The sequence below is a fragment of the Sphingobium sp. genome (assembly GCF_033795625.1).
Lineage (GTDB): Bacteria > Pseudomonadota > Alphaproteobacteria > Sphingomonadales > Sphingomonadaceae > Sphingobium.
Genome location: NZ_JARYGI010000152.1, coordinates 1 through 519, shown reverse-complemented (window position 1 = coordinate 519; position 519 = coordinate 1). Strand labels below are relative to the sequence as shown.

Here is a 519-nt window from a genome sequence, read left to right as displayed (position 1 = left end):
CGGCTATCGACGTCATCGTCTCCCACTCCGATGCATGATCGGCGCGGTGCTCGCTCACCATGCGTACAGCGCGCTCGCGCGTCTCAGGCGAAAATTTGTTCATTTTCTTGCTGGGCATATTCGCTCCTTCTCACAGATAGGAGCCTCCGGAAAACCCGGGACGCTTCAGTATGGCGCGATTTGCTCCGAACTGTCACGGCGCGCCCTGTATTCTCCTCGAGCATATTCTACCAGAAAGAAGGATAGTTAAACGCGGCCGTCTCAAGCAATGCCGCGACATTGGAGGGGAGTATAATGGCGAATTCTCGTCACGCTTTTTTTGCATCTACAGTATCGGTGGTCGCTGTCTTCAGTGCGGTCCCGGCTCTTGCGCAAAGCAATGACACTGCCGCGCAACCGGTGGAACAGGGCGACGTCGGCGAAATCATCGTTACCGCGCAAAAGCGGGCCCAGAACCTGAATGATGTCGGTCTATCCATCACTGCGGCTTCTTCCGATCAGCTTGCCGCCGCGGGTATC

General features: G+C 56.5%; 1 protein-coding gene. It reads left to right on the top strand.

The genetic code is table 11. From position 1 onward, the window contains the following. Positions 1-294: 294 nt before the first annotated feature. Positions 295-519: hypothetical protein (locus tag QHC67_RS19120; RefSeq protein WP_319296753.1), on the top strand; the 225-nt coding region annotated here is incomplete at its 3' end.